At 36.4% G+C, this 22784-nt stretch carries 23 protein-coding genes and 6 pseudogenes; 26 read left to right on the top strand and 3 right to left on the bottom strand.

Annotated elements, in window-relative coordinates:
- Nucleotides 1-16 precede the first annotated feature (16 nt).
- On the bottom strand, nt 17-403 hold the full coding sequence (locus QM017_RS06340; RefSeq protein WP_282709169.1) for a hypothetical protein: 387 nt from the start codon (nt 401-403) through the stop codon (nt 17-19).
- 390 nt (nt 404-793) lie between these two features.
- On the opposite strand from QM017_RS06340, the gene QM017_RS06335 reads away from it, so the two are divergent.
- Genes QM017_RS06335 through QM017_RS06300 form a run of 8 tightly spaced genes read left to right on the top strand, consistent with a single transcriptional unit; the run spans nt 794 to nt 9464 of the window.
- On the top strand, nt 794-1792 hold the full coding sequence (locus QM017_RS06335; RefSeq protein ID WP_282709168.1) for an ABC-three component system protein: 999 nt from the start codon (nt 794-796) through the stop codon (nt 1790-1792).
- Nucleotides 1779-2216, top strand: a complete 438-nt coding sequence (locus QM017_RS06330; protein WP_282709167.1) for an ABC-three component system middle component 2 — start codon at nt 1779-1781, stop codon at nt 2214-2216. The genes QM017_RS06335 and QM017_RS06330 overlap by 14 nt, the downstream gene beginning before the upstream one ends.
- A 5-nt stretch (nt 2217-2221) precedes the next feature.
- Nucleotides 2222-3580 (top strand): AAA family ATPase, encoded by a 1359-nt coding sequence (locus QM017_RS06325; protein ID WP_282709166.1) that lies wholly within the window; start codon nt 2222-2224, stop codon nt 3578-3580.
- Nucleotides 3581-3589: 9 nt separating this feature from the next.
- Nucleotides 3590-3793 carry a helix-turn-helix transcriptional regulator gene (locus tag QM017_RS06320; protein ID WP_095076506.1) on the top strand — a complete coding sequence of 68 codons (204 nt, stop codon included), beginning with the start codon at nt 3590-3592 and terminating at the stop codon, nt 3791-3793.
- A gap of 37 nt (nt 3794-3830) precedes the next feature.
- Nucleotides 3831-4568: a methylase gene (locus QM017_RS06315; RefSeq protein WP_282709165.1), complete on the top strand. Its 738-nt coding sequence runs from the start codon at nt 3831-3833 to the stop codon at nt 4566-4568.
- Nucleotides 4552-5661: an Eco57I restriction-modification methylase domain-containing protein gene (locus QM017_RS06310; protein ID WP_282709164.1), complete on the top strand. Its 1110-nt coding sequence runs from the start codon at nt 4552-4554 to the stop codon at nt 5659-5661. The genes QM017_RS06315 and QM017_RS06310 overlap by 17 nt, the downstream gene beginning before the upstream one ends.
- Entirely contained in the window at nt 5642-8986 is a 3345-nt protein-coding gene (locus tag QM017_RS06305; protein ID WP_282709163.1) for a DEAD/DEAH box helicase family protein, read from the top strand. The genes QM017_RS06310 and QM017_RS06305 overlap by 20 nt, the downstream gene beginning before the upstream one ends.
- Before the next feature lies 1 nt (nt 8987).
- Nucleotides 8988-9464, top strand: a complete 477-nt coding sequence (locus tag QM017_RS06300) for a DUF262 domain-containing protein (protein WP_282709162.1) — start codon at nt 8988-8990, stop codon at nt 9462-9464.
- 11 nt (nt 9465-9475) lie between these two features.
- Here the strand turns inward: QM017_RS06300 and QM017_RS06295 are convergent, their stop codons facing one another.
- Nucleotides 9476-10399 (bottom strand): IS30 family transposase, encoded by a 924-nt coding sequence (locus QM017_RS06295; protein WP_003709292.1) that lies wholly within the window; start codon nt 10397-10399, stop codon nt 9476-9478.
- Between the two features lie 175 nt (nt 10400-10574).
- Between QM017_RS06295 and QM017_RS06290 the strand changes: the two genes are divergently transcribed.
- The 13 genes and pseudogenes from QM017_RS06290 (at nt 10575) to QM017_RS06235 (ending at nt 17795) form a co-directional block, all read left to right on the top strand.
- On the top strand, nt 10575-10658 hold the full coding sequence (locus QM017_RS06290) for a 23S rRNA methyltransferase attenuation leader peptide (protein WP_001865637.1): 84 nt from the start codon (nt 10575-10577) through the stop codon (nt 10656-10658).
- A gap of 124 nt (nt 10659-10782) precedes the next feature.
- The gene (erm(B), locus tag QM017_RS06285) at nt 10783-11520 is read left to right on the top strand and encodes a 23S rRNA (adenine(2058)-N(6))-methyltransferase Erm(B) (protein WP_220171843.1); all 738 of its coding nucleotides are present in this window, start codon (nt 10783-10785) and stop codon (nt 11518-11520) included.
- A gap of 148 nt (nt 11521-11668) precedes the next feature.
- Nucleotides 11669-11875 (top strand): annotated as a pseudogene (locus QM017_RS09245) (DUF262 domain-containing protein); the annotation flags it as partial.
- A 138-nt stretch (nt 11876-12013) separates the two neighbouring features.
- Nucleotides 12014-13213, top strand: a complete 1200-nt coding sequence (locus tag QM017_RS06280; protein WP_282709161.1) for an HNH endonuclease family protein — start codon at nt 12014-12016, stop codon at nt 13211-13213.
- A gap of 13 nt (nt 13214-13226) precedes the next feature.
- Nucleotides 13227-13829: a hypothetical protein gene (locus QM017_RS06275; RefSeq protein WP_081509801.1), complete on the top strand. Its 603-nt coding sequence runs from the start codon at nt 13227-13229 to the stop codon at nt 13827-13829.
- 756 nt (nt 13830-14585) lie between these two features.
- Nucleotides 14586-15550, top strand: a pseudogene (locus QM017_RS06270) (DNA polymerase); the annotation flags it as partial.
- Nucleotides 15551-15605: 55 nt separating this feature from the next.
- Nucleotides 15606-15821, top strand: a complete 216-nt coding sequence (locus QM017_RS06265) for an SHOCT domain-containing protein (RefSeq protein WP_282709160.1) — start codon at nt 15606-15608, stop codon at nt 15819-15821.
- Nucleotides 15822-15879: 58 nt separating this feature from the next.
- Nucleotides 15880-16116, top strand: coding sequence for a recombinase family protein (locus QM017_RS06260; RefSeq protein WP_349238477.1), 237 nt, complete (start codon nt 15880-15882; stop codon nt 16114-16116).
- Nucleotides 16091-16294 (top strand): annotated as a pseudogene (locus tag QM017_RS06255) (recombinase family protein); the annotation flags it as partial. The gene QM017_RS06260 and the pseudogene QM017_RS06255, both read left to right, overlap by 26 nt.
- 25 nt (nt 16295-16319) lie before the next feature.
- A pseudogene (locus QM017_RS06250) lies at nt 16320-16406 on the top strand (site-specific recombinase); the annotation flags it as partial.
- Between the two features lie 142 nt (nt 16407-16548).
- Nucleotides 16549-16773 carry a helix-turn-helix transcriptional regulator gene (locus QM017_RS06245; protein ID WP_282709158.1) on the top strand — a complete coding sequence of 75 codons (225 nt, stop codon included), beginning with the start codon at nt 16549-16551 and terminating at the stop codon, nt 16771-16773.
- 15 nt (nt 16774-16788) lie between these two features.
- Nucleotides 16789-17034 (top strand): hypothetical protein, encoded by a 246-nt coding sequence (locus QM017_RS06240; RefSeq protein WP_282709157.1) that lies wholly within the window; start codon nt 16789-16791, stop codon nt 17032-17034.
- The gene (locus QM017_RS06235) at nt 17031-17795 is read left to right on the top strand and encodes a Crp/Fnr family transcriptional regulator (RefSeq protein ID WP_047001640.1); all 765 of its coding nucleotides are present in this window, start codon (nt 17031-17033) and stop codon (nt 17793-17795) included. Before QM017_RS06240 ends, QM017_RS06235 begins: the two co-directional genes overlap by 4 nt.
- A 126-nt stretch (nt 17796-17921) precedes the next feature.
- On the opposite strand, the pseudogene QM017_RS06230 reads toward QM017_RS06235, so the two are convergent.
- Nucleotides 17922-19094 (bottom strand): annotated as a pseudogene (locus tag QM017_RS06230) (IS256 family transposase).
- A 193-nt stretch (nt 19095-19287) separates the two neighbouring features.
- On the opposite strand from QM017_RS06230, the gene QM017_RS06225 reads away from it, so the two are divergent.
- From QM017_RS06225 to QM017_RS09240, 5 genes and pseudogenes are all read left to right on the top strand, one after another.
- Nucleotides 19288-19590: an iron-sulfur cluster repair di-iron protein, ric gene (locus tag QM017_RS06225; RefSeq protein WP_282709156.1), complete on the top strand. Its 303-nt coding sequence runs from the start codon at nt 19288-19290 to the stop codon at nt 19588-19590.
- A 59-nt stretch (nt 19591-19649) separates the two neighbouring features.
- The gene (locus tag QM017_RS06220; protein ID WP_282709569.1) at nt 19650-21503 is read left to right on the top strand and encodes a heavy metal translocating P-type ATPase; all 1854 of its coding nucleotides are present in this window, start codon (nt 19650-19652) and stop codon (nt 21501-21503) included.
- Between the two features lie 89 nt (nt 21504-21592).
- Nucleotides 21593-21826, top strand: coding sequence for a heavy-metal-associated domain-containing protein (locus QM017_RS06215; protein WP_282709155.1), 234 nt, complete (start codon nt 21593-21595; stop codon nt 21824-21826).
- A gap of 518 nt (nt 21827-22344) precedes the next feature.
- Nucleotides 22345-22581 (top strand): hypothetical protein, encoded by a 237-nt coding sequence (locus QM017_RS06210; RefSeq protein ID WP_282709154.1) that lies wholly within the window; start codon nt 22345-22347, stop codon nt 22579-22581.
- Nucleotides 22582-22596: 15 nt separating this feature from the next.
- Nucleotides 22597-22782 (top strand): annotated as a pseudogene (locus tag QM017_RS09240) (hypothetical protein).
- Nucleotides 22783-22784: the final 2 nt, after the last annotated feature.

Raw genomic sequence — 22784 nt, 5'->3', positions numbered from 1 at the left:
TTTTACATTATCAGTCCTAAATATTATACAACCAAGTAAATTCAATTTTGCTTTTGAAGATGGTGATTTTTTCTATCAGGAGGCGAACTAGTTTCTCATTCTCTTGAGCAATTAACTGATCAAGAATTGCCTCTGTGCCATAAGTTGAAGTAACTTCAATTGATACCCGGTCTGCTAGACTACTGAATGAATCATTTTCGACGCCTTCTTCATCAGATGGTGATTGGAAGAACGAGTCTTGGTGACGATAGAAGCGGTGGTCAGAATTGTACTGATCATTATTGAGATCAAGAATGACTTCACCAACGGTAATGGTTTGACCAGGTTTTCCCTTAATTCGAACAGTGAATTCACCATCTTGCTTAGCAACAACTTCATAATCTGTTTTCTTGAAAAACAACATAAAAAGTCCTCCTAACTTGGATTACCCAAGCGAAGGAATCGAAAGAATGCAAAAAGCCACTAGAAAAGCGCGTTAAACAAACCTAAACGATTGAATCGCTTGGGTACTGCAACAGCGCCTTATAGTGGCTTTGTTACAAGATGATATTAACTTTGGATGGCATGCTAGTAACAGATAATGATCATTTATCCCATGCCGAACAGCTAAAAAAATATGCGAACGCATAAATTTGATATTGAGCATCCACCCAGACGCATTTATAATTTAATGTGTGTAGGGTCATTGGTGCCGAGCACTAATCTCTAGCTGATGGTTTGATAATAACAATGTAAGAAAAATGCCTCAGCCAGAAAAAGTCAGATTTAGACAAAAAATGTCAAATTGGGTGGAATGACGTTTATGGATGTGTGTTTTAATCAAATACTCGGGATCTTAAAGAAGTACTGGACGGATAAAGACGGTACGGCGGGATATGATGTAGCTAGAAAAGTCATCAGCCTTATAACGACTGAGAAAATGCATGAGTTTAAATCCGATACAACTTACAAAACTATTTTTGCAACTGGTCTATCAAAAAGCGCGACTGCAAAAATACTTAACAATTTAGCCGGAGGAAGCATATTTGCGGATTATATAGAAGAAAATATCTCTGAAGATGGTAGAAGTAACCTTGCTAAAGACCTTAAAAAGCTTACTGGAGTGCCTATGGATAGAGGTACAGTTGGGAGGGTATGCTATAACTTATTGGTTGATTCTCTAAAAGCAGGCAACCATCTAAAAAATAATAAAAATAAAAAATCCCCACTCAAAAAAAGTGAGGAGGAAAAAATCGATGTTCGTAGTGGAGTTCATCAATATATAAGGTATGTGCGTGATAAAGAAGAAATCAATGTTGACGGAGTTTCTTTTAAAGTGTCTAAACACTTAATGAGCAACGAATTAGAAGTAACACGTACTCTACTGTATTGTTATGCCTTTTTTGAAGCGTACTCGGAAAAAGGAAAACAAAATATTACTGCTGAAAACATAGAAAATAGCGATTATAAGAGCCACTTTGAGAGACAAAAAAGGTGTTTTAACGAAGCTGCTTGGTATGAACGATCTTTGAGAGATACGGTGGTTGATTTTGATGATCAATATGATTTATTGAAACAGGATGTCTATGAAGGTATTGAGCCCGTTTATCATGATGAAGCCTTCGGCACTGATGGTATCAAGAGGTTAAAAAAGGTTCATCAGCAAGTGGTTATTTTACAGCTTGACAGATCAAATTTGAAAAATATTGATAACATCCTTGGAAACGACACTAAGAAAGGATTATGTCATGTTTTAGTTAATGATGGAAAAATAAAATCGTGGGTAAAGGTGGATTATGATGAAGTTGTTTAATAGTAGATTTGAACTAGCATTACGAGTAATATTGATTCTTAAAAATTCCAAAAAAATAACGAAATTGAAAATATTAGCACTCGATCTAATGTCTACCTATGGTAAAGCTTGTAAAATTGCAAATGAAAATTTACATGGCAACAATCAGTTTGATATTTCGGAGATAGCTATTCGAAAAAAGTTAATTGATAAGACGATAGCATACTTACGCTTGTGTGAGCTAGCTGAGGAACTTTATGACTCAAACCTAGGATATACATACAGGCTAACAAACAACGGAAGAAAAATTATTGATCAGGTCAATGATGACTACGCGGAGAGGTATCAAGGGACTTTAAGAAAGGCAATCGATTTAATTGGTAAAAGAGATGATGAACAATTATTTTCAATACTTAGCAAACAATTTAGTATGAAAGTAGGGTGATAGAATTGTCTTTTTACATCAAATTGGTGCGTGTTCAAGGCTATGGCGTTGAAGATGCGGTCGTAAAATTTACAAAAGGCTTTAATTTGATTGAAGGCTTATCAAATCATGGAAAGACTATGATCGTTCAGTTTATCGAATATGCTTTTGGCGGTAGGAATCAGAAAGATTCGCTGTCCTTAAATATTGATGGCACAATTTCTGGACAAATTGAAATGGCAGAGCACAAAAAAGCTCAGCTAAAGCAAAAAAGTAGTGGGGATAAGACGGAACTACAGGTGGAACTGGATAATTTAAGTAAACAATTAGATGAAATATCCGGTCTTGTGACAAGCAAGCTCGCTAAAAGTAAGGAGTGCTTTAACCAGATGAGCGAGCTTAATGACAAGATAGTGGCAGTAGATGTAACGTTATCCAGATATGCGTCACTAAAGGGGCAATATATTTCTGACATTAAGAGGTTAAGTTTCATTGTTGATGGAGAAATTGCTTTTGAGAATATTGAAGAACCTTTACTTTGTCCAGTATGTGAGCAGCCAGTTACTAACGTTGAAAATGAAACTAAGCATGTTGAGGCAGCTCAGAAAGAACTTTCCAGAACCCTTGCTTTATTAAACGATCTTGAGCAAGCAATAGATAGCCTCACTGAAGAGAACCTTTCTTTGCAGAAGCATTATGTTGATCTGGAGAAGGAACGAAATGTAATCCAAACAGAGCTTAATGAGAAGCTATATCCACGTCTTGACAAAATAAAAGCGACTGAGAAGGATTACCGAGAACAGATAGAGGTAATGTCACAAGTTAGGGTCTTTGACGATTTATTAGAAAATTGGGCATCAAGGATTAACGAATTGACTGAGGAAGGAATACCAGAAAAGGATGTTAAATTCAAGCCCAAACAAGAGTTGGGAGAAAAATTTTATACTGATATGGGTGATATTTTAAATTCTCTGTTAGAGAAGGGAAATTATCCTAAGCATCATGTTGCCACCTTTGGTCAAACTTCATTTGATATCATGATCAATGGTAAAAAGCAAGCAGTTAGTCATGGTAAAGGTTTCAGATCATATCTGAATTCTGTTACAGTTATGGCCTTGAGCAAATATATAAATGAGAATGCCTTATACAAACCAGAGTTTTTAATTATCGATACACCACTTGAGGGGCTATCAGAGAAATACAGTGACAATCCTAATGAAAGTATGAAGCATGGTATTTTTGAACTTTTTATAGAACGAGGCAAGAAGTACCAAACAATTGTTGTTGAAAATCCGGATCATTTACCAAGTGATATAGATTTTAAAAGTGAAGATATCAATATGATTAGTTATGAAAATGAAGAGGGATTTTTAAAAGAAGTCTAGGAGGTCCAAATGCAAATTAGCTATAACAAGTTATGGAAGTTATTAATTGACCGTGGCATGAAGAAAAAAGAACTGCAAAAAGCTAGTGGCGTCAGTGCTGCTTCAATTGCTAAGTTAGGCCGTAATGGTAATGTTACGACCGAAGTTTTATTGAAAATCTGTATCGCACTTGATTGCGATATCAGTGATATTTGTGAAGTAGAAAGTAAGTAAGAGGTGAATTCCCATAGCAAAAGAAAATGAAATCTCATTGTTTAATGAACAAGAATTCACGGTAGAAGCAAAAACATATGAATTACAAGAAACAGCTGAATCCACGGAATTAATTAAATCAAAAGAACGAGTCCAAAATCATGGTGAAGTCTTTACCCCCAAATGGATGGTGCAAAAAATGCTAGCCGAACCGGCAATTCAAGAGAAGATCAAAGACATTCACGCGACCTTTTTGGAACCCAGCGCGGGGGAAGGAGCGTTTTTGGTTGAGATTTTGCACCAGCGGTTATCGTACCTTGATCAGCAAGTCAGCAAGACAAGCTGGCCTAAGCAAGCACTCTGGGCGTTGATGAGCATTTACGGAATTGAGCTTTTACAGGACAACATGCTTAAAGCCAGAGAGGCAATGTTAGAAGTAGTGATTAATCACTACCAAGCAAAACTGCAAAAGCAACTGAGCATCAAGACGGAATTTTATAAGGCAGCTAAGTTTGTGATTGCAACTAATATCGTCCAAGGAAATACGCTTGAGTACACTACCATTGATGGCCAGCTGATTGAGTTTAGCCACTGGTGGCCAGTTGATGGAAAGGTTAAACGTGAGGTGTTTACCTATAAATCATTATTTAACAATAGTGATATTGATGATGTGGGAGCTGCAGAGGGACAACTTAGTTTATTTGATGAGTTAGAGACAGAAGCTGAAAAAGAATACGCAATATGTGAAGTGTTGAAAGTATACAAGGAGGAACGGGAGAATGAGCGGAGAAGATAAGAAATTCAAGTTTGATGTGGTGATTGGTAACCCACCGTATCAGGAAGAATCTTCTGAAAAAATCTCAAAAAATGGGCAAAAGCCTAGGACCAATATTTTTCAGAATTTTCAGTTGCAAGCTGACAAATTAGCTAAGCAAAGTATTTCCTTGATTTATCCTGGGAAAAGATGGCTACATCAGTCAGGAAAAGGAATGAGGAAGTTTGGCCTTGAACAAGTAAACGATCCTCACTTAGAAAAAATTATTTATTATCCTGATGCAACTGAGGTCTTTCCAAATGTAGATATAACAGATGGGGTAACTATAGTTGAAAAGAGTATGTTTAAGGAAAATGATTCGTTTGATTTTGAAAGAATAAAAGGGGGGACTGTTGAAACCGTAAAAGTTACTCACCCCGGAAATAAACTGCTAATTTTAGATCCAAAACTTATTCCGATATCTCAGAAAATTCAAAAAGTAGTTTCAAAAAACGAATTAGGCTACTTGTTTGATTCAGTTTATCCAAGAACATTATTTGGAATTGAGAGTAATTTTATAGAGGAAAATAAAAAATATGTTACTCCTTATAGAGGACAAAAAATTTTAGACAATGAGTTGAAATTATTTACTAACGATAGATCTGGGTCAGCAGGACGAGCTGATTGGTTTGTAGTGAATAAAAGTCTTTTAACTAAGAGTCATGATTTAGTTGGCAAATATAAAGTTGTAGTTTCTAGCGCCCATCCAGGAGGTCAAAATAATCGTGATAACCAATTATCAATTTTGGATAACAAATCAATATTTGGCCGTTCACGTGTGGCCTTGAAATTATTTGATAGTCAGTCGGATGCAAAGCACTTCTATGACTATATGAAATCAAATTTTATTCGTTTTACGTTGTTGCTTACTGGCGAAGCATTATCCTCATTTGCAAAATGGACGCCAGATATTCTAGATTACTCTGAGAATAGTGTCATTAATTGGGAGTCTGACATAGATACTCAGCTTTTTGATATGTTTAATATTAGCGAAGCTGAAAAACAATTGATTAATAAAGAAGTTCAAGATTCTGAGACAAAGGGGAATATTAAAGATGAAAACACCAACCATTAAATCATTCAAAAAGATCATCCCCATGATTTATGCCTATACAACGCCCAATGATAAATCCCACCATGGCTGGACAAAAATTGGCTATACTGCTTCACAATCAGTAGAAAATCGGATCAAGCAACAAAGTCATACGATAGACGCTAAAGTTGATTTATTATGGAAAGGAAACGCCCGCTATCAGGATGGCACGGATGAAACTTTTACGGATCACGAATTTCATGATTATTTGACTACCAAACGGCATGTTGAACGTAAACCAAGTACAGAGTGGTTCCGTATTGATGGAGATACTTCGCACCAGTATTTCTACAAATTTACTGAGCGTGATTTTAGCGACGTCCAGGGAAACGATGGGACCCAGTATGAATTGCGCCAAGAGCAACAACAGGCAGTGGATCAAACCGTTGGGTACTTTATCAAACATGGCGAAGGTAGTGAGTTTTTGTGGAATGCGAAGCCTCGCTTTGGTAAGACCTTAACCACTTATGATTTGGTTCGTCAGATGAACATGCAAAATGTCTTGGTAGTAACTAACCGCCCAAGCATTGCTAATTCTTGGTTTGACGACTTTGATAAGTTCATTGCATGGCAGACCAACTTTAAGTTTGTGAGTGAAACTGATGCTTTGAAGAGTCGCCCAGTTCTTTCAAGAAGTGAATTCATCAACACAATTTCAGATGGGAAGGATTATGGGCAAATTGCTTTCGAAAGTTTACAAGGGTTAAAAGGCTCAGTCTACTTCGGTGGTAATTACGATAAATTGAAGTGGATTAGTGAACTGAACTGGGATTTGTTGGTAATCGACGAGGCTCATGAAGGAGTAGATACCTACAAGACCGATAAAGCTTTCGATAAGATTAAGCGCAAGTACACCTTACATTTGACTGGGACACCATTTAAAGCTTTGGCGAAGGGTAAGTTTGCTTCAGACCAAATCTATAATTGGTCTTATGCGGATGAACAGCAAGCTAAACTGGACTGGGATGAAAATCAAGAAGGTAGTAGCAATCCTTACGAAGTGATGCCCCAATTGAACATGTACACCTACCAGGTATCAGCAATGATGGCTGACGAGTTAAAGGGCAAGGTTAAACTTGATGATGGTGATCAGGTCGACCCAGCCTTTGATCTTAACGAGTTCTTCAAAACAAAGGAAAATGGTAAATTTGTTTACGATGAAGCCGTCGACCGTTTCTTGGATGCTCTGACCAAGCAAGAGAAGTATCCCTTCTCAACACCAGAGTTACGACAAGAGCTGGCGCATACTTTCTGGCTGTTAAATCGGGTCGATAGTGCCAAAGCTCTGGCCAAGAAATTAAAGGATCACAATGTCTTTGGTGAATATGAAATTATCTTGGCTGCAGGAGATGGTAAGCTTGATGATGATCAATTAAATGAAGATCAGTTGGAACAAGCAAATGAAAAGTCTTTCGATAAGGTACAGCGAGCAATTGCAACTCACGACAAGACGATTACGCTCAGCGTAGGGCAACTAACAACTGGGGTGACCATCAAGCCTTGGTCAGGAGTATTAATGCTTTCCAGCATGAAGAGCCCCTCGGAATATATGCAGGCGGCTTTTCGGGCGCAAAATCCTTATACTTTTGATCGCGATGGTGAGCTAGTTCAAAAGCAAAATGCATATGTCTTTGACTTTGATCCAACTAGAACTCTGACGATTTTTGATGAATTTGCCAACAACCTACTAGAAAAGACAGCTAACGGTAGGGGTACTGTTGAAGAACACGAAGCTAATATTCGCCAGCTACTAAACTTCTTCCCAGTAATTGGTGAAGACGAAGACGGCAAGATGGTGGAATTAGACGCCAAACAAGTTATGTCAATTCCACGCCATCTGAAGTCTCAAGAAGTTGTTAAGCGTGGTTTTATGAGTAACTTCCTCTTTACTAATATCAGCCGGATCTTTAGTGCTCCTACTGAAGTACGCAAAATTTTGGATGGCGTGGTAACTGCTAAGGAAGAAAAAAGCAAAAAAAGTCAGTCAGCAATTGAAGGTGCAGAAGACGTTGCTGTTAATGATCAAGGAGAAGTTGAGATTCCTAAGGAACGCGTGATTGGCAAATCTAAGGATCTTTTTGGCGATAAGGTTTATAGTGATATGGGGCAGCAGGTTGCTGATGCCGTTACTAATACAGATCAGACTGACTTTAAGTCTGCCGCTAAAGAAATAGCTAAGCAGTTGAATGATTTTGTTGGTAGAGAAGTGGTTAATCGAATTAGTGAAGATTATGGCTTAAATAAGTCGGAAGCTAAACGTTACCAAAAACAAGTAGAAAAAGATACCGAGCAAGCATTTCACAAACTTGCTGATGAATTGAATGACAAAAAGAAGTTAGCAGAAGTTAACTATCAGCAAAAACAAGCAGTGGCCCAAAGTGAAGCAGAACTGCATAAAGCAAAACAGGAATATGAAGCAATGTCGGAAGCTATCTTACAAGAGTTTACTAAGAAAGCTCGCCAGCAAGTTCAAAAGACTGTTGCCGATACGCCTGCTAATGTAATCGAACGGGTGGAAAAGCATCAAGAAGAGCAAAAGATGAAGAATGTCGAAGAGGATGCGCGGGCTCACTTACGTGGTTTTTCACGGACCATTCCAAGCTTCATTATGGCTTATGGTGATGAAAACTTAACCTTACAGAACTTTGATGATTACACGGAAGATGATGTCTTTAAAGAAGTAACAGGGATTAGTGAAGATCAATTCCGTTTCCTTCGTGATGGTGGCGACTATGTTGACGAAGCTAGTGGTGAGAAGAAGCACTTTGATGGGCAACTCTTTGATGAAGTAGTCTTCAACGATTCCATTCAACAATTCTTGGAATTAAAGGAAAAGCTAAGCGATTACTTTAATGAAGATAACGATGAAGATATTTTTGATTATATTCCGCCGCAAAAGACCAATCAGATTTATACACCAAAAGCGGTAGTTAAGCACATGGTCGATGATTTAGAAGCTAATAACCCAGGAATTTTTGCTGATCCTAATAAGACTTTTGCGGACCTTTACATGAAGTCTGGGCTCTACATTACTGAAATCGTCAAGCGCCTCTTCCAAAACGAGAAGATGAAGGAATTATTCCCGGATGACCAGGAACGTATCGAGCATATTATGAAGCATCAAGTTTATGGTCTGGCTCCAACTCGGATCATTTACTTGATTGCAACTAATTATATCTTTGGTTTTGACGAAGGCTTAAAAAATTCAGTGCTTGGTAAACATTTCAAGCAAATTGATGCTGCCGAATATGCGAAGAATGGAACGCTAGAAGAAGTAATTCAAAAAGAATTTGGAGGTGAGAAATAAGGTGAAAGCAGACAGTATTCATTTGTTTGACTTCCTTGAAAATGGAAAGACCATCTTTGAAATTCCTGTTTTTCAACGAAACTACGAATGGGATGAGCAGCAATGTAGCCAGCTGTTTAAGGATCTGACCATTGCCGCTGAGGATGATCAAGATCATTTTATTGGAGCAATTGTCTATGTTGCTGAAACGGGTCGGAAGCTGAGTCATATTTACCGAATCATTGATGGTCAACAACGGTTAATGAGTTTAATGCTTCTTTTGAAGTCCTTAGCTGATGTAAATGATCAAGTGCGGGCAGAGATTCAAGAGCAGTATTTGACCAACAAATATCTGGAAGAAAATAATCATCTCAAGTTGAAACCCGTTGCTCATGACATGGAAGCCTTTGAGGCCGTGATGAATGACCGACTCGATCAGTATAATGAGCCTTCTAAGGTAGTAAAAAACTATCAATATTTGGTAGATTGCAATAAATAACTTGAACAAATTTAATGACGCAGATTAAGCAAAAAGATCTCAATTGGAGTTCGCCAGTTCAAACATTTGAGTGGCCGTGAATTCAGATACCAGTTAATCTGAATCAATTCATCATCACTAATCTCTTCAATTGGCTGACCCTTAGGAATAAATCGCCGTAACACTCGATTACGATTCTCATTACTACCACGTTCATGCGGAGAATAAGCATGGGCAAAGTACAACGGCACGCCGGTATTTTTCTCAATTGATTGGTAGTTGGCGAACTCTTTCCCGTGATCAACCGTCAGTGTCTTGAGATTAGTTCCTAATTGATTAGCTAACTCAAGGATAGCCTTAGTCATTGAAGTGCTATCTCGTCCACCAAGCCGTTTAACGATAGTAAGGCGACTCTTGCGTTCGACAAACGTGGCTACTGCTTGACCTTTGCGCTTGCCAGATAAAACTGTATCAGCTTCAAAATGGCCTGCAATATTACGATCAGAAGCTTCAGCTGGACGATCTTCAATCGAACGACCATGACTGAAAGTCCCACGGGTTTCTTTAGCACGCTTACGACGAATACCATGGTCAGGTAAATCAGTCATCCGAATATCTAGAAGTCCTTGATCGACCCAGTTATAGATAGTCTTGTAGGCGATCCTAACCACATGGGCTACTTGTTCAATTGACCATTTCTGAATCTTGATCTTGTCTTCGATTAGTCGCTTGAGGTTAGCCGTTAATGAGCATTTACGACCACGATAACTAAGTTTAGTTTCGTGGTCGGCTTGCGCACTAGTCGCATGGTATTCACCCTTTAACCGGTGAATTTCATTAAAGATAGTAGTCTTACTAAAGCCCAGGTAATCAGCGATATATCGAAGAGATCGCTTTTCATGACGAAGCGTTTCGATGACAATGCGGTCTGAAAATGATAAGATAGTGGTGCCCATAAAGGTCCTTCTTTCTAATGGAATGTTGTAACGACACCATTAAAGACCTTTATGGGTTTTTCTGTCCACTAAAATGTTCAACTTAAATTTTACAATCTGCCTTAAAATTTTGTATAATAGGAATTGAAGTTAAATTAGATGCTAAAAATTTGTAATTAAGAAGGAGGGATTCGTCATGTTGGTATTCCAAATGCGTAATGTAGATAAAACATCTACTGTTTTGAAACAGACTAAAAACAGTGATTACACAGATAAATAAATACGTTAGATTAATTCCTACCAGTGACTAATCTTATGACTTTTTAAACAGATAACTAAAATTACAAACAAATCGTTTAACTTCTGTATTTATTTACAGATGTAATCACTTCAGGAGTGATTACATGAACAAAAATATAAAATATTCTCAAAACTTTTTAACGAGTGAAAAAGTACTCAACCGAATAATAAAACAATTGAATTTAAAAGAAACCGATACCGTTTACGAAATTGGAACAGGTAAAGGGCATTTAACGACGAAACTGGCTAAAATAAGTAAACAGGTAACGTCTATTGAATTAGACAGTCATCTATTCAACTTATCGTCAGAAAAATTAAAACTGAATACTCGTGTCACTTTAATTCACCAAGATATTCTACAGTTTCAATTCCCTAACAAACAGAGGTATAAAATTGTTGGGAATATTCCTTACAATTTAAGCACACAAATTATTAAAAAAGTGGTTTTTGAAAGCCGTGCGTCTGACATCTATCTGATTGTTGAAGAAGGATTCTACAAGCGTACCTTGGATATTCACCGAACACTAGGGTTGCTCTTGCACACTCAAGTCTCGATTCAGCAATTGCTTAAGCTGCCAGCGGAATGCTTTCATCCTAAACCAAAAGTAAACAGTGTCTTAATAAAACTTACCCGCCATACCACAGATGTTCCAGATAAATATTGGAAGCTATATACGTACTTTGTTTCAAAATGGGTCAATCGAGAATATCGTCAACTGTTTACTAAAAATCAGTTTCATCAAGCAATGAAACACGCCAAAGTAAACAATTTAAGTACCATTACTTATGAGCAAGTATTGTCTATTTTTAATAGTTATCTATTATTTAACGGGAGGAAATAATTCTATGAGTCGCTTTTCATGACGAAGCGTTTCGATGACAATGCGGTCTGAAAATGATAAGATAGTGGTACCCATAAAGGTCCTTCTTTCTAATGGAATGTTGTAACGACACCATTAAAGACCTTTATGGGTTTTTCTGTCCACTAAAATGTTCAACTTAAATTTTACAATCTGCCATTTCAAAAAGCGGATCCAACAATCCGAATTCTCAAGTACGGAACTCTATGAGGCCTTGAACCATTTCAATATGGTTTATATAGAGCTGACCAATGATGTGCAAGATGAGAATCCGCAGGTGATTTTTGAAAGTTTGAACTCGACGGGGGTATCCTTGTCTGCATCCGACTTGGTGCGTAACTTTCTATTAATGAAGCTAGATTCAGATAAACAATCTCGCCTATATCAGGAATATTGGGTTAAAATGGAGCGGATTTTCACTACAAATACCTTTGCGGATTTCATCAGATTTTATTTAACAATGAAGATGCACAAGATGATTAACAGGGCTAAAATATATCCGCTTTATAAGGAGTTTTACCATGGACAGGGGTTGGACTCTGAAGATGCCTTAGCCGATCTGTATCGGTTTGCCATTTTTTATGATCAATTGATCCATGCTGAGACCGGAATTCAGGAGTTAAATCCAATTTTGCGTCACATTAATGCCATGGACAGTCGAGTGGTTTATCCTTACTTTTTCATGATGCTGGAGATGACCTCAACAGGTGAAGTTAGCCAAGATGATGTGATTGAAGTCGCTCAGATCATGGAAAGCTACCTCTTCCGACTGAAGGTTTGCCAACTTCCTACTAATGGGCTAAATCGCATGGTAATTGCCTTATGCGATAAGGCAAAGGCAGTTGGTGATTATCGTGCAAGGCTAGTTTCATTACTAAATGCCTCCTTCCCGGATGATAAAAAATTTGCAGACAGTCTGATGAATGTTAACTTGTACAGTCTACGAAATAATTTAGTCAAATTAGCGTTAGTGGTTCTAGAGGAGTCACGGACTAAGGAAACCATCGACTTTGACGATGCCCAGGTTGAACACATTATGCCACAACGGCTAAACAATGATTGGCGAATTGAACTCCCTAATGCTAACCGGATCAATGAGGAAATGGGTGGTGTGATTGGCAACTTAACGTTAACTAAGTATAACCAGGAAATGGGTAATAAAGTGTACAGTGAGAAGAAGGAAGTTTACCAAACATCCAATGTCAGTTTAACGCGAGAAATTGCAGCCGAGTATCCAACTTGGAATAAAGAAAGTATCGTTAAGCGAACAGAACAACTTGCCCAAGAATTAATCTCAATTTTTCCTAGACCGGTTGATACGCTTCAAGTGGAGGATATCTCTGGAGAGCACACAATTACCGAGTCAATTGATATTACTGGTAAAAAGCCAACTAGATTAACTATCAGTGACGAAGATATTCCACTCGATTCTTGGCGCAAGATGTTGATTAGTTTTATGGAGTATATTTGGCAATTGGATAGTCGCAACTATGAGAAGATTAAAGGTGACAGCTCATTGAATAAGATGCTGTTTGCTAGTCAACGGGTGCCAGAAATATTGGACAATGGAACTAGTATTGAAACCAACTTCTCAGCTAATGTGGTTTTAGCCTTGATTTCTAAGATAGCTGAAATCTGTGATATCGCCGATGAAGTATCATATACGATTAAGTGAGGTGCTTAGATATATGGCTGAGATTATTGAAAAAATGACACCAGAAAAATTTGTTGATAGATTTAGTGAGTTGATGATGGATCAAAGAGTCCATAATATTTTGGTGAGGGGATACTTTGATGATGATAAAGTATTATTAACTTTCGGAATTTTAAATGATTTGCCACATTATAAAAATGGAACATTAGTAATAGGCAATACGCGAGTTCAAGATGAAAAAAATTTTTTGGAACGTGGACTTCGTAAGACATTACCTCGTTTTAATTTAAGAGATATTTTTAAAATTTACGGATTGAATATTCAATTTACACAATGGAAAAAGAATAGGGACTTTCGATTTAATGACAATAAGGATTTTGCAATCTTTCATCCAGTCCAAACAGCGATAAGTGATATTTCAGAACGAGATAAATTTAGAAAAGTATTGGAAAACTCAAAGGCTAGAAAGAACATTTTGATAACCACCAATGATTTCAACAATGATCCGGAAAAAATATATGATATTGTTAACGCAGTGCTAATTTTGGATACAACAGCTGTAAATGAAAAGAATAAACAAACCTATGACACGATAAAAGCAAATTTAGCAGCTGATGGCAAGGAAGAGCCATATTGAGTGTGTAGTAATTTTTGCTGATTGTTTTTAGATTACGTAGCAAAAATCAAGGTAGGTTACTTGTATTTGGCACTGATGGTTAGAATATCAATGTTCAAAGAAAACTAAGCAGCCTTAAAGATAGCTACTTAGGCTACTAAAAGATCGTCCGCAACTGGCCAAAGTTAACGGGACGGTCTTTTAGTATGTGCAGAATGTGGACAATAGGGTGGCCTTTCCGCTACTTTTGGGGCGCCTTTTTAGCTAACTCTTCTCGACGTTGCTTGATGGCTTCTTCAATCTTCACTAGATCTTCTTCCTTAGCTAAATTAAGAATGTATTGTTAAGCTCGAAAAGTCTCTGAAGCATTGTTCCATTTACTGATTAGGTTAAACATACTCATTGCTATTTCACTCCTTGTAGTATTCAATAACTAAATTATAGCATCGATCCCTTGAAACATTGTTATAACGCACTCGACAGGCACCAAGTACGCTATAACATAGTAGCGTTCATTGAGTTTCCGTTAGCTAATGAAATATTAAAATAGTGAGACTGGGTATGATAAGCAAGCACTCATCTTAGTTAAATTGCTGTAGAAATTAATCCATAGAAAGCAGCGACAAACCGCACTGTCTCAGCGTTTGAGGCAATGTGTGATTGGTATGAGTCGGACGCCACATGTTGAGACGGTAATATTGATGTCAAGGGTAGATAAGTAAGAGTGTAATAAGATAAGTAAATAAAGGCTTTCCGTGGTTTGAGGTCTGGTTCTAAGCCAGAAGGCTGGTGCAATTATAAAACTTCCTTCAAAACCATATGCCAGACTTAAAAGAGGCGCGAAATATTGTTATAACTGGTGATGTTGAAACACTAGAACTGCTCTATGAAGATATACCAGATACCCTTTCACAACTGATTCGTACAGCCTTTGTATCAAGAGTTGATCATAAGTTTATTGTGGCTGACTTCTCAGTCATTGAGGCTCGTGTGCTTTCATGGCTCGCAGGCGAAACATGGCCAACAAAGGTATTTGCTAATGGTGATGATATCTACTGTGTATCTGCCTCCCAGATGTTTAACGTTCCCGTTGAAAAGCATGGTGTGAACGGTCACTTGAGACAGAAGGGTAAAATTGCTGAATTGGCACTTGGATATGGTGGTTCTGTTGGTGCGCTAAAAGCCATGGGTGCATTAGAGATGGGGATTGAAGAGAAAGAATTAAAACCGCTTGTGAATGCCTGGAGAATGTCTAATCCCAACATCACACAGTTCTGGTGGGATGTAGATTGGGCGGCTAAATAATGCGTAAGGAAAATAAATCACAAAAAACCCATGGTATCGAGTTTCATTGTCTTAGTGGCATGCTTTTTATCATTCTTTCACCAGGTAGACGGCTTGTCTGTGTAAAACCTCGAATTGGTGAGAATCAGTTTGGTGGTGAGTCTGTTACCTATGAAGGAGTAGGTGGAACAAAGAAATGGGAGCGCCTTGAAAGTTACGGTCCTAAGTTTGTAGAGAATATTGTTCAAGCCATCTCCCGTGATATTTTAATGTATTCAATAAAGATGCTTAATACTTATCGTATTGTGGCTCATGTCCATGATGAAGTTATTATTGAAGCCAATACTCAAATATCTATTACTGAAGTATGTAAACAAATGAGTCAAGTGCCACCTTGGGCAAAAGGGCTGCTCCTTGATGCCGATGGCTATGAATGTGAATTTTATCAAAAAGATTAAAGAAATCATCAGATTTCACCTCCTGCCGTGGCTACTAGGTAGGAGGTGTTTTTCTATGAACATTTATGAAGTAAAAAACGGCTGTCCTTTAAAGGGCAAGACCGAGCAGATGACAGAGGAAGAATTACAAAAGGAATATGACTTTCACATAACCGAGAGTATTGTCGCAAACCTATATAAAGAAGGCAAAATCACAGCGGATGAATTACACAAAATATCAGCCTTGAACAGGCAGGAATTCTCTCCCCGTTTAGCCGAGATTATGTCCTAAAAAGCTTGCTATTAATAGCTTTTAGAGTGATGTATGTAATGGGCGAAAGCGAGGTGAGATGATGAAAAAGATAACAAAAATAGATGAACTGTCCCAAGGACAACTACCTAATACGAATCTTAGGGTTGCTGACTATGCTAGAGTCTCAACCGATAGTGATGAACAACTTGAAAACCTTAAGACACAGCGTGAACACTATGAGTGCTATATTAAGTCTAATCCTGAATGGAAGTTTGCAGGTCTTTATTATGACGAAGGGATCTCCGGCACCAAGATGGCGATTGGAATCAGTTAAAAAATCCTCCAAAATGAAAAATACATCGGAGATGCCCTTCTGCAAAAGACTGTTACTGTAGATTTTCTAACCAAGAAATGAGTGAAGAATGAAGGGCATGTTCCACAGTATTATGTTGAAAATAGCCATGAAGCGATCTATTCCTAAAGAGTTATTTTTGCAGGCACAAGAACAAATTCCGTATCTTAGAGTACGATGATAAGCTTGTAAGGAAGATAATCCAGAGCGTTACAGTCTATGAAGAACACTTCGTCATAGCCTTCAAATCTGGCATCGAAATGGAAATATAAAAACCAGAAGTAAATAGTCCATGACTCTACAGTAGAGTTGTGGGTTTTCTTTTGCTTGCTGATTATAATAATATTTTAATAACTATTGTATTTATCAATCAAACGGTTTAGGATATTCTTATCGTAAACTTGGAGGTGCTGTATGACTACGGCTGAAATGATTAAAGAACTGTGTGAGCAAATGAATATAAGTGTTTCCGAACTTGCTAGACGTATTGGCCAGACTCCACAGAATTTCAATAAAAAATTACAACGAGAAACTGTAACCTTGGATGAGTTGAAGACCATTGCTGATGTACTAGGTGTCAAGTTTGTGCAGGCATTTATTTTACCAGATGGAGAAGAAATAAAAATATCTAACGAATAAAGGAGGCAGTCTAATATGATGATTAATCCGGAAAGTTACTATGAAGAGTATCTCAAAGGAAAAACAAAAGAAGAAATAATGACCGCCATCCGAGGATTTAAGCAAGAAATAAGACGTCTAAAAAGTACACTGGAAAATCCTGACTATGATGATAACACAATTATTCATCCAGATAAGTTTACCTGCATTTACTGGACTCGTGGATACTTGGAAAAAGCTAAAGAGACCTTAAGAGAGAATATGAAAGGGGCATTCAAATGAAAAAAAAGGATTTGATGCATGAAATTAAAAATCAATATATAGAAAAACAAGGGTATCACGATGTTACTCACACTCATCATCAAGGACATGAGTCAGCTTCACACGCTTCATGTATCACTGTAGTTCCGATCTTTAATCATTTAGAAGGAGAACAGATGGAGGAAATTATGAAAGTAACGAAATCGACCTCTTTTAAAAAGGGTGAAGTAATTTACCGAGAGGGAGATATATCCGACTTGTTATATATTGTAAGTAAAGGGAAAATTCGAATTTACCGTTTGTCTGAATCAGGAAAAGAACAATTAGTGAGAATATTGAATCCAGGCGATTTCACTGGAGAGCTTGCCTTGTTTCGCGAATCAATTCAGGAAGCATATGCAGAAGCAATGAGTGATACCGATGTATGTATGATTAGTAGAAATGATTTGCAAGAATTTTTATTAAAGTACCCTACTATATCTTTGAAGATTTTATCGGAATTCTCTAACCGATTAGAAACATCAGAAAAACAAACAACTAGATTTGCCACAGAGAAGGTAGATACTAGATTAGCACTGTTTCTTGCAGAATGCATGGAAAGCGGAGATGGTCCAATGGAAATTGAATTGCCAATGAGTAAAAAGGATTTAGCCTCTTATCTAGGAACTACTCCAGAAACTATTAGTAGAAAGTTAGCTGACCTTGAAAATGAAGGATATATAAAACAAAAATCAGGTAGAAAGATTGAGATTTTGGATTTAGATGGATTGTTGTTGGTATAGATGTGATAATATAAAGTAAAATAGTAGTAAAAATTATTAAAACATTTAAAAAAGACTAAACTTGATTTGAGTGTGTCAAGAAGTTTGTGTAAATTTATTTAAACCTTATTCGCTTTGATTAATCATTTAGAACATTGAATCCAACGTATCCTGGCATTGCTTAAATCCTTTATGAGATCTACCAGATTTTTTATTATTATAGTTAATCATTTGGGTTACTAAGAAGCGTTCTAGAGCATCTTCATTAGGAAATTGTTCTTTGACTTTGGTTTTTCTTTTCAGCTGTTTGTTGAAGGATTCAACAATATTAGTGGAGTAAATTGTGCCTCGAATCCTTTTAGGAAATTGCGTGAAGGTTAAGAGATTTTCAGTCTCTTGAATGGTGCGAGTCATTCTCGAATAACGTTTCTCCCACTTTTCTATAAAATTTTGGATTTTTTCTTCCTCTTCCTTAAAACTTATTGCGTGATGAATTTCTTTGAAATCGCAGGCTACCTCTTTACGATCAGAGACACGAATTTTCTCCATGATATTCCGATTAATATGAATCAGACAGCGTTGAAATTTTGCTTGAGTATAGTTTTTTTCACAAACGTTTTGAATGGCGATCATGCTATCAGCCACGATAAGTTGCACGCTAGTTAAGCCTCTAGAAACTAAACTTCCTAATAAGTCTGATCAAGCAGTATCTGATTTTTGTGGAGCAATGAGATAATCTAAAATTTCTTTTTCTCCAGAATAAGTAATGCCTAAAGCAATATGTATGGCTTCTTTTTGGACGGCGTCACGTCTTAAGGGAATATAATTAGCATCTAGAAAAAGACACACATACTGAGAATGAAAAATAAGACGAGAATGAAAAGCAGTGACTTGTTCATCTACAACCTTTGTAATATTAGAAATAGTCGTTGGACTGTAATGCGAGCCATATATTTTTTCAATTAAATCAGCAATTTTTCTAGTGGTGATTCCTTTTTCATATAGTTGAATAATGGTTGTTTCCAAGCTATCAATGCGATGAGTGTATGGAGGAATAAGAGATTGGTGGAACTGCCCGTTTCTATCTCTAAGAACCCGTACATTAATTTGACCAAACTGGGTATCTAATCGTCTCGTATACTCTCCATTGCGATAATTTCCACTATTATTGAAGCGTGCATAAGGATCATAGCCTAAAATAGCGGTTAATTCACTTTCTAAAAGAGTATTGATGGTTCGTTCAAGTTGGCCACGGAAAACTTCTGTTAAATTCGTATTTTCTAGTAGTGCTTCAGCAAGTTCTTTGTTAAATTTCCTCATAGGAAGACCTCTTTCGTTGATTTGGTTTCGTCGCTTTAATCATACGAATAAGGTCTTCCTTTTTCAATATCCTAATTTACACAAACTATTTTACGCTCTCCTTGATCTAGATCAATTTAATTTCTTTCAATCTATAGTATTATACAATCAAGATAAAGAAAAGAAAAAATAAAACAAGAAAGAAGGAAAAAATATGTCAAGACAATTAAATTTTAATCAAGTAAAGGAAACTCATTTAAAAACATTAGCACAATATGTTCCAGTTGTGGCAAAAGTTCATGGAGGAAATCATCCAGAATTCTACCAGGTTCGTAAAGTATATGATGAACTTGCAAAGAAAGCAAAAGATGCGGGAATAGAAAAGCCAGACTTAAAAGAGGAGTTTGTAAAATTACGTGAAATCACAGATGATTATACAGTTCCAGGTGATGTATGCGAAAGTTATGAAGCAGTATATAACATGTTAGCAGAATTAGATAAAGCATATGAAGCATAAAAGAAAATAAACAAAGTAATGAAAAGATATAAATAATCTAATAAGGGGGGAGTATGAATATGCAAAAATTTATATTAGGAAGAAAAAACCATATTACAATAGTAAGTGCAATTTTAATAATAATTGCGTTTGTCAGTAAATTAGGCTTCGAAAACGAACAAATAGCCATATGGGCATTAGTAATTGCTTCAATTTTGGGAGTTTCACCTATTGCGATTCAAGCGTATCAAGCATTAAAAGTCAAAGTAGTTAGTATTGATGTTTTAGTTACCATTGCAGTTATCGGAGCCTTTATAGTTAGAAACTACGAAGAATCAGCAATTGTTACATTTTTATTTCTATTTGGAGCTTATCTAGAACAAAGGACACTTAATAAAACACGTTCTGCAATTAAAGAATTAACTCAAATGGCACCAGAAAGTGCCTTAAAACAAGTGGAAAATGGTGAGTTTGAAGAAGTAGAAATAGATGAAGTTGATGTAGGAGATATTTTGCTTGTTAAAACGGGTGCAAAAATCCCAGTTGACGGTACAGTGTTAACAGGAGAAGGGCATATTAATGAAGCAAGTATTACAGGAGAAGCGGTTCCTGTAAGTAAAAAGAAAGATTCGGGGGTATATGCCGGAACAATTTTAGAAAATGGAACTATTCAAATCACTGCTGATCGTGTAGGTGAGGATACTACTTTTGGTAAAATCATTGAGTTGGTTGAAGAAGCACAGGACTCAAAATCAGAAGCAGAACGTTTCATTGATAGATTTTCTAAATACTACACACCAGCTGTTTTAGTTCTCTCTTTTATTGTATGGATATTTTCAAGGGATATTGAACTTGCAATTACAATATTAGTTTTAGGATGTCCAGGAGCATTGGTAATCGGTGTACCGGTTTCAAACGTCGCGGGGATTGGCAATGGAGCACGTCATGGAGTCCTTCTAAAAGGTAGCGAGGTTATTAGTGACTTTAGCAGACTAGATACCATGGTATTTGACAAAACAGGTACATTAACAATAGGAAATCCCAAAGTAGCTGATAAAGAAATTTATGCAGATAATGTATATGAAGTATTAGGGTATCTAGCAAGTGTTGAAAAGGAATCAGATCATCCATTAGCAAAAGCAGTTGTAGAATATATTGGAGATATAAAATTATATACAATTGAAAAAACAGATGTTGTAAAAGGTGGAGGAATTGTAGCTCATGTAGAAGGTCATAAAGTTACAGTCGGTAATGTGGCACTAATGGAGCAAGAAAATATTCTTTTAAGTGAAAAAGCTCGTGCAGATATTGCCAGATTTGAGAAAAATGGAAATTCACTTGTTTTAACATCAGTTGATGGTGAATTAAAAGCATTGATGGGTATTCGTGATCAAATTCGCCCGGGTGTAAAAGATGATCTTAAAAAGTTGAAAAAACTTGGTGTTAAAAATCTAGTAGTTCTTTCTGGTGATAACCAAGGAACAGTTGATTTAGTAGCACGTGAACTAGGACTTACAGAGGCTCATGGACATATGTTGCCAGAAGATAAAGCAACATATATTAAAGAGTTACAAGAAAAAGGTCAGATTGTGGCATTTGTTGGAGATGGAGTAAATGATAGTCCTTCACTAGCTCTAGCACAAATTGGAATTGCTATGGGAAATGGAACAGATGTAGCAATTGAAACTTCAGATGTTGTTTTAATGAATTCAGATTTCAGCCGCTTGCCTCATGCATTAGGTTTAACAAAGGCAACCGCTAATAACATGCTTCAAAATATTATTATTGCAGTCGGGGTTGTATTAGTCCTTCTTGCCAGCGTATTCTTTAGTAAATGGATGAACATGTCAATCGGTATGTTAGTACATGAAGCAAGTATATTAGTAGTAATTTTAAATGGTATGAGACTTCTTCGCTATAAATTAAGAAAATAAAAATAAATAAAATTCTTAATGTAAATCAATTTATTATAGATAATAATAGTATATAATACAATTAACATAAACTAAAGGAGAGATGAAAAATGCAAAAAGCAACAATTCAATTAGAAACATTAACATGTCCATCATGTATGAAAAAAATAGAAAATGGAGTTAAATCATTAGATGGAGTAGATAAAAAAAGCATAAAGGTGCTATTTAATTCAAGTAAAGTAAGAGTGGAATATGATGATGAAAAAGTATCTATAAAAGATATTGAAAATGCCATCGATAAATTAGGATATGAAGTTATAAAATCTCAAGTAAAAGCTTTATAAAATAAGAGGGAATAAGTTTGGTTTTAATGATATCAGATGCTGGTTAATGTCATCTACGGTAAAGGACACAGTTACCAAGTTATAATGTCGTTGATATCTTCCCACACACGAAAGCCCACAATGGATATGTTCTCATAAAGAGAATTTCTGATAAAAATATTTTGGTTACAAGTATTTGACAGCTATAACTTCCGCTCAAGCCACGTGGAGACGGTAGCGGTGATGGAAAGAGTGGAAAATTAAGGAGATAATACTGCTTTGAGAGTTGGGGCTTTCGAGCTTTGACGCTTTGTCAAATCGACTGATAGAGTAGTCATCAAATATTAAAGTTATAAATTTTAATCTTTGAGCTCTCTTTACTGGGATTTTCCAGTGAGGATGGCTTTTGTGTTTGCCCTTTTTGGAAAATGGAACAAAGTTGAGAAAGAAATGTTGAAGGAAGCTAAAGAATGTTTAAAACAAATAGATAGCAAAAAGTTATTTTAACATATTGGAATTTTGCAAAGGAGTATGATTGTATGAAAATTGCAACAACTATTTTATCTATAATAACAATCTTTTTTGCTGCATTAGGATTAGCGAAAATTCTTTCTTTTGACATAGTAACTCCAATTATGGAAGCATCACTTGCCACCCTTTTACTAGTAAAAAGTTTAGAGTATAAAAATAATCGAGATAAAAGTGGTTTTATCATGAACTTTTTAACTGCAGTATTTATCTATGTTGTAGTGATTTATACTGTTTTTATAAGATAGGAAAATTTCAGATTTATCTCAAGCATAATTAGCCAAAAAGTGTGATGTTTCGTGCAGACAGTAAATGCAATAGAAAATAACAAGCATGATCCTACGCTTTTTTTAGTCTTTAAATTTGCTACAGAACTTCAAATTACAGTTGAGCAATTTTTTTACAATAGTATTTTAGAAACAGTTAGTTTTATGGTGGCTTCTTACTAAAT

Origin of the sequence: Ligilactobacillus sp. Marseille-Q7487 (assembly GCF_949152225.1) — a bacterium.
Classification (GTDB): Bacteria; Bacillota; Bacilli; order Lactobacillales; family Lactobacillaceae; genus Ligilactobacillus.
The sequence above is the reverse complement of the archived record's forward strand: the minus strand, read 5'-3'. Positions and strand labels throughout refer to the sequence as shown.

Excerpts from the sequence above, each read along its gene's own strand:
- QM017_RS06340 (WP_282709169.1), bottom strand. The coding sequence starts at position 403 with ATGTTGTTTTTCAAGAAAACAGATTATGAAGTTGTTGCTAAGCAAGAT.
- QM017_RS06335 (WP_282709168.1), top strand. The coding sequence starts at position 794 with ATGACGTTTATGGATGTGTGTTTTAATCAAATACTCGGGATCTTAAAG.
- QM017_RS06330 (WP_282709167.1), top strand. The coding sequence starts at position 1,779 with ATGAAGTTGTTTAATAGTAGATTTGAACTAGCATTACGAGTAATATTG.
- QM017_RS06320 (WP_095076506.1), top strand. The coding sequence starts at position 3,590 with ATGCAAATTAGCTATAACAAGTTATGGAAGTTATTAATTGACCGTGGC.
- QM017_RS06310 (WP_282709164.1), top strand. The coding sequence starts at position 4,552 with ATGAGCGGAGAAGATAAGAAATTCAAGTTTGATGTGGTGATTGGTAAC.
- QM017_RS06305 (WP_282709163.1), top strand. The coding sequence starts at position 5,642 with ATGAAAACACCAACCATTAAATCATTCAAAAAGATCATCCCCATGATT.
- QM017_RS06295 (WP_003709292.1), bottom strand. The coding sequence starts at position 10,399 with ATGGGCACCACTATCTTATCATTTTCAGACCGCATTGTCATCGAAACG.
- QM017_RS06290 (WP_001865637.1), top strand. The coding sequence starts at position 10,575 with ATGTTGGTATTCCAAATGCGTAATGTAGATAAAACATCTACTGTTTTG.
- QM017_RS06280 (WP_282709161.1), top strand. The coding sequence starts at position 12,014 with ATGATTAACAGGGCTAAAATATATCCGCTTTATAAGGAGTTTTACCAT.
- QM017_RS06275 (WP_081509801.1), top strand. The coding sequence starts at position 13,227 with ATGGCTGAGATTATTGAAAAAATGACACCAGAAAAATTTGTTGATAGA.
- QM017_RS06265 (WP_282709160.1), top strand. The coding sequence starts at position 15,606 with ATGAACATTTATGAAGTAAAAAACGGCTGTCCTTTAAAGGGCAAGACC.
- QM017_RS06260 (WP_349238477.1), top strand. The coding sequence starts at position 15,880 with ATGATGAAAAAGATAACAAAAATAGATGAACTGTCCCAAGGACAACTA.
- QM017_RS06245 (WP_282709158.1), top strand. The coding sequence starts at position 16,549 with ATGACTACGGCTGAAATGATTAAAGAACTGTGTGAGCAAATGAATATA.
- QM017_RS06240 (WP_282709157.1), top strand. The coding sequence starts at position 16,789 with ATGATGATTAATCCGGAAAGTTACTATGAAGAGTATCTCAAAGGAAAA.
- QM017_RS06235 (WP_047001640.1), top strand. The coding sequence starts at position 17,031 with ATGAAAAAAAAGGATTTGATGCATGAAATTAAAAATCAATATATAGAA.
- QM017_RS06225 (WP_282709156.1), top strand. The coding sequence starts at position 19,288 with ATGTCAAGACAATTAAATTTTAATCAAGTAAAGGAAACTCATTTAAAA.
- QM017_RS06220 (WP_282709569.1), top strand. The coding sequence starts at position 19,650 with ATGCAAAAATTTATATTAGGAAGAAAAAACCATATTACAATAGTAAGT.
- QM017_RS06215 (WP_282709155.1), top strand. The coding sequence starts at position 21,593 with ATGCAAAAAGCAACAATTCAATTAGAAACATTAACATGTCCATCATGT.
- QM017_RS06210 (WP_282709154.1), top strand. The coding sequence starts at position 22,345 with ATGAAAATTGCAACAACTATTTTATCTATAATAACAATCTTTTTTGCT.